The following is a 4,117-nucleotide window of genomic DNA, read 5'->3' on the forward strand; positions in this document are numbered from 1 at the left end:
GGTCGTCGTTTCGACGCCACCTCCCTAAATTTTGTTTTAGGGAGGTGTTTAGGGAGGCGAATGGATAACTCACCGATTGGGATGGGTCGGTGACACCTCTATCGATCAAACCATGAGCCCGGCAACGAACTGCGCCGACCATCCTGTGGTGTCCGTTATTGGCCGACAGCGGACTGGCGGCTCTTAGAGCAAAGTGCTTAAGGTAACGCGGTGGCAGGCATCGCCTGCCGCCCACTGGCACTTACTCCACGGCAATATCCGCGGTGAACGTATAGCCGACGCCGTAGACCACCTTGATGGCGGACGGGACATTTGTGGTTCGCTCGAACTTTCGGCGCAATCGGCTGACGACCGCGTCGAGATGACGATTGTCGAAATGTCCCCCGGGGCGGGCAAGCGCGGCCACGATATCGTCGCGCGCGCAAACGTCTCCCTGACGTTCGCACAACAGGTTCAGGAAAGCGAACTCGGTCGCTGTCAGCTTGAGTGCCTGCCCGTCCGGGGCGATCATGGTCCAATTGGCGGCATCCAGAATCCAGCGCCCCCTGCCGCTCTCCGCAACCATCGGCCGATTTCCGGTGCGCCGCAGCAGGCTGCGGATGGCGGCTTCGATCTCCCGCAATGTGCTGTGTTTGACGAGATAGATGTCGGCACCGCTGTCGAAACCTCGAACGCGATCGGCGCTGTCGCCGAAGGCGGTCAACATGATGATGCCGCAATCGTGACTTTGGCGGATTTCCGCAGCCAGGTCGAACCCGTTTCCGTCGGGCAATCCCACGTCGAGGATGACGACCGCGGGTCGAGGGCCAGCCGCGAGCGCGGCACGCATGTCGCGCGCCGTGGCGACGCCTGCGATGTCAAAACCGCGCAACGCCAGAAAATCGCCCAGATCCTGGCGCAGGCGAGGTTCATCCTCGACGATCAGAATTTGGGTCATGCCGTCACGCTCCCGTAGAGAGGGTCCCGGCGATCGGCGGGCAGCGGAATGCGCACCATCGCCGCTGTGCCGCTTGCGCCGTTGCCCTCGAAATCCAGAGTGCCGCCGTGATAGGCAAGAAATCTGCGGGCGGAGTAGATTCCCAGACCGGTTCCCGTGATCGCTTGGGTGTTGGTGGCCCGAAAGAAGCGGCGGCCAACCATTGTCCGCTCTTCTTCCGGAATACCGATACCCTCATCGCGCACTTCGACCGTAAGAAAGTCCGGCTCGGCTCGGACAGTCACGCGAACCGCGCAATGGGGCGGTGAATATTTCAGTGCGTTGTCGACGAGGTTGATGAGAACCGTCACCATCATCTCGGCATCCGCGAGGAAGGCTATGTCATGCTCGGCGGCAGTCTCGATACGATCGCCCAGACCCGTCATTGCAAAATGCCTTCTGACTTCCTCGATGACGGAGCCGATCCGGATCGGCTCGGGCCGACAGGTCCGATCGCGATCATCGGCCATAAAGCGATCGATCAGGGAAAAGAGGCGAGAGGTCGCCTCATCAATTCCCGCAAGCCGTTCGCGTGTCACGTCGGGCGATCTGTTGCCTGCAAGCCCTATCATTTCTGCTGCATTGCGAATGATGGCGAGCGGTGTGCGGAACTCGTGGCTGACGATCCGCATAAGGTCGATCTGCTCTTCGCGCAACGCGCGCTCAGTCTCGAGACTGACGCTCAGATCGCTTTCGAGCCGCCGCCGTTCCTGCACTTCGTGAGATAGGCTCGCGTTCCTTTCACGCAGGTCTGCGGACAACCGGGCGCTCACCATGAAGAGCAGGCACGCGAACAGGGCCATCAGGAACAATGTGCCCTGCAGCAGATACCAGGCATTGCGGTCGGCCAGGATCGGCGCGCTTTGAAAATCAGCGGGCAAGCCGATCTCCAAAACGCTCTGGACGATGCTCGCCAGCATATATTGTGCAAGTACCGCGATCGTAGCCCAACGCAGGGCGGCCGGCTGCACGCGGTCGCGCAAGAGACCGAGGCACATCATCGACATGATGCTCACGGTAAATATGGTCGAGGCATGAATGCGCGCTGCAATGTTGCCCGGATCCACGGCGACGATCACACTCCAGGCCGCGATATGGGCGATCAGCAAGGAAACGCCGATCCAGCTATAGCGCGGTTGGCCGAGAAAGCGCGCGAGCCCCTCGGCCAGCAGGACAAGCCCGATCTTGATGATCGTATTGGGGATGATGATCGCCCCCTCCGCTGGCTCGCCACCGCGCAGGAGCATCAGCGATATTCCCGCTGCTATTGCGACGAAACCCGCAGCGAGAAACTGGAGTTCGTAAAGGTGACGCCAGGCACGCCAAGCGAAAATCCAGACCAGCGCCTGAAGACATGCCGTTGCCAATGTGACGATCAGAATCGTCTCTAGATCAAGCATGTCGTTCGCGCGCCCATAAAGGCGCCATCCGATATTTCCAGTCGCAACTCAATGCTTTGCGTTGGATTAACCCTAGCATTCCGTACCAGCGTCGGCTGAATCGGTCAGAATTCATCGGAATTGATCGGTAGAATTGCCGGCCCTCGCCGCCCTAGTCTGGCCCGCGACATGACCCGGCGCAGGTGTATCAGAGAGGCCGCATCCGCAGCATCCGCGCGGACACTGCGCCCTTTGGGCCAGATGGCGGCATGTGATCATGAAACAGGGGAAAAATCATGCGTCCACCGCGCGTAAAATTGCTTGCCGCCGCCACCCCGCTCGCCATCGCCGCCGCGCTGTCGCTGCCCACCACGGCCCGCGCCGACCCGACGCCCGAGTGCAATGTCGGCATCGGCGCGAACAGCACCGAATGTGGCGAGAACAGCGACGCCAGCGGCCTCAACAGCACCGCCGTCGGCCGGGACAGCACCGCGAGCAGCACCGCCACCACCGCGATCGGGCATGGCAGCACCGCCAGCGGCTTTGCCGCCACCGCCACCGGCAGGGGAAGCGAGGCCAGCGGCATCCGCAGCACCGCGACGGGTGCGAACAGCATCGCAAGCGGCGATTTCGGCGTTGCAATCGGTGCAGAAAGCGTCGCAAGCGGATATTATACCACGGCGATCGGCACCGACAGCGTCGCATCGGGCGATGGCAGCACGGTGACGGGCGTGTCCAGCTTCGCATCGGGCCTGCAAAGCACGGCGATGGGGTTCCAGGCCGAGGCTGGCGGAACGTCGACGAACGGTTTCATCAACGCCGGCACGACCGCGCTCGGTGCCGGTGCCCAGGCGGGCGCGACTGCCGACGGGCAACGCAATGCGACCGCCGTGGGCCAGAGCGCGACGGCCAACGCCATCGACGCCTCCGCCTTCGGCCAGGACGCGGGGGCCTCGGGCGACTATAGCACCGCGATCGGCACAATCAGCCGCGCCACAGGCACCCACAGCACAGCCGTCGGACAGAACAGCATCGCCAATAGCGCGAACAGCACCGCGCTCGGCCAGTTCAGCATTGCCGGCGGCGCAAACAGCACCGCAATCGGCCAAAGCGGCAGAGCCGATGGCGCGAGCAGCACCGCCGTCGGCCACGACAGCATCGTCTTCAACGACTATGGTACTGCGACTGGCGCCAGGAGTCTGGCAGCGGGCGAATCGAGTACGGCTATCGGCCATTCCGCCCAGGCCGGCGGCATGTGGAACGGCCAATATTATTCCAATGCCCGCTCGACGGCGATCGGCGCCAATGCGGAGGCAGGCGGGACCGCCGCCGGACAAACCGACGCGACAGCGGTGGGCGAGAACGCCAAGGCCCATGCCCTCGGCGCCTCCGCCTTTGGTCAAGGCGCTAGCGCCACCGGCGACGGCGCGGTCGCGCTGGGACAGGGATCGGTGGCGGATCAGGCGAACACGGTCTCGGTCGGCGCGGCGGGCGCCGAACGCAGCATCGTCAACGTCGCCGACGGCGCCGTCGCGGCCGGATCCACCGACGCCGTAACGGGCGGGCAGCTTCATACGACCAACCAGGCGGTCGCAGCGGCGCAGGCGACGGCGGACACCGCGCTTGCCGACGCGACGGCAGCGCAAGCGACGGCGACCAGCGCACTGAACAACGCTGCGGCCGCGCAAGGCACCGCCGACACGGCACTGGCAAACGCGGCGACGGCGCAGAACACCGCCGATACGGCGCTGGCGAACGCCGC

At 63.9% G+C, this 4,117-nt stretch carries 2 protein-coding genes and 1 pseudogene; 1 reads left to right on the plus strand and 2 read right to left on the minus strand.

Annotation, left to right across the window (positions count from 1 at the left end; translation table 11 throughout):
• Positions 1 to 241 precede the first annotated feature (241 nt).
• Positions 242 to 937 carry a response regulator transcription factor gene (locus tag VGD20_RS15525; RefSeq protein ID WP_331135314.1) on the minus strand — a complete coding sequence of 232 codons (696 nt, stop codon included), beginning with the start codon at positions 935 to 937 and terminating at the stop codon, positions 242 to 244.
• Entirely contained in the window at positions 934 to 2,376 is a 1,443-nt protein-coding gene (locus VGD20_RS15530; protein WP_331135315.1) for a HAMP domain-containing sensor histidine kinase, read from the minus strand. Before VGD20_RS15530 ends, VGD20_RS15525 begins: the two co-directional genes overlap by 4 nt.
• Positions 2,377 to 2,651: 275 nt before the next feature.
• Here VGD20_RS15530 and VGD20_RS15535 point away from each other — a divergent pair.
• A pseudogene (locus VGD20_RS15535) lies at positions 2,652 to 4,117 on the plus strand (hypothetical protein); the annotation flags it as partial.

It is taken from the genome of Sphingopyxis sp. (assembly GCF_036402335.1).
Taxonomy (GTDB): domain Bacteria; phylum Pseudomonadota; class Alphaproteobacteria; order Sphingomonadales; family Sphingomonadaceae; genus Sphingopyxis.

Bases quoted from the DNA above. Each gene is read 5' to 3' on its own strand.
- VGD20_RS15525 (WP_331135314.1), bottom strand. From the start codon at position 937: ATGACCCAAATTCTGATCGTCGAGGATGAACCTCGCCTGCGCCAGGAT.
- VGD20_RS15530 (WP_331135315.1), bottom strand. From the start codon at position 2,376: ATGCTTGATCTAGAGACGATTCTGATCGTCACATTGGCAACGGCATGT.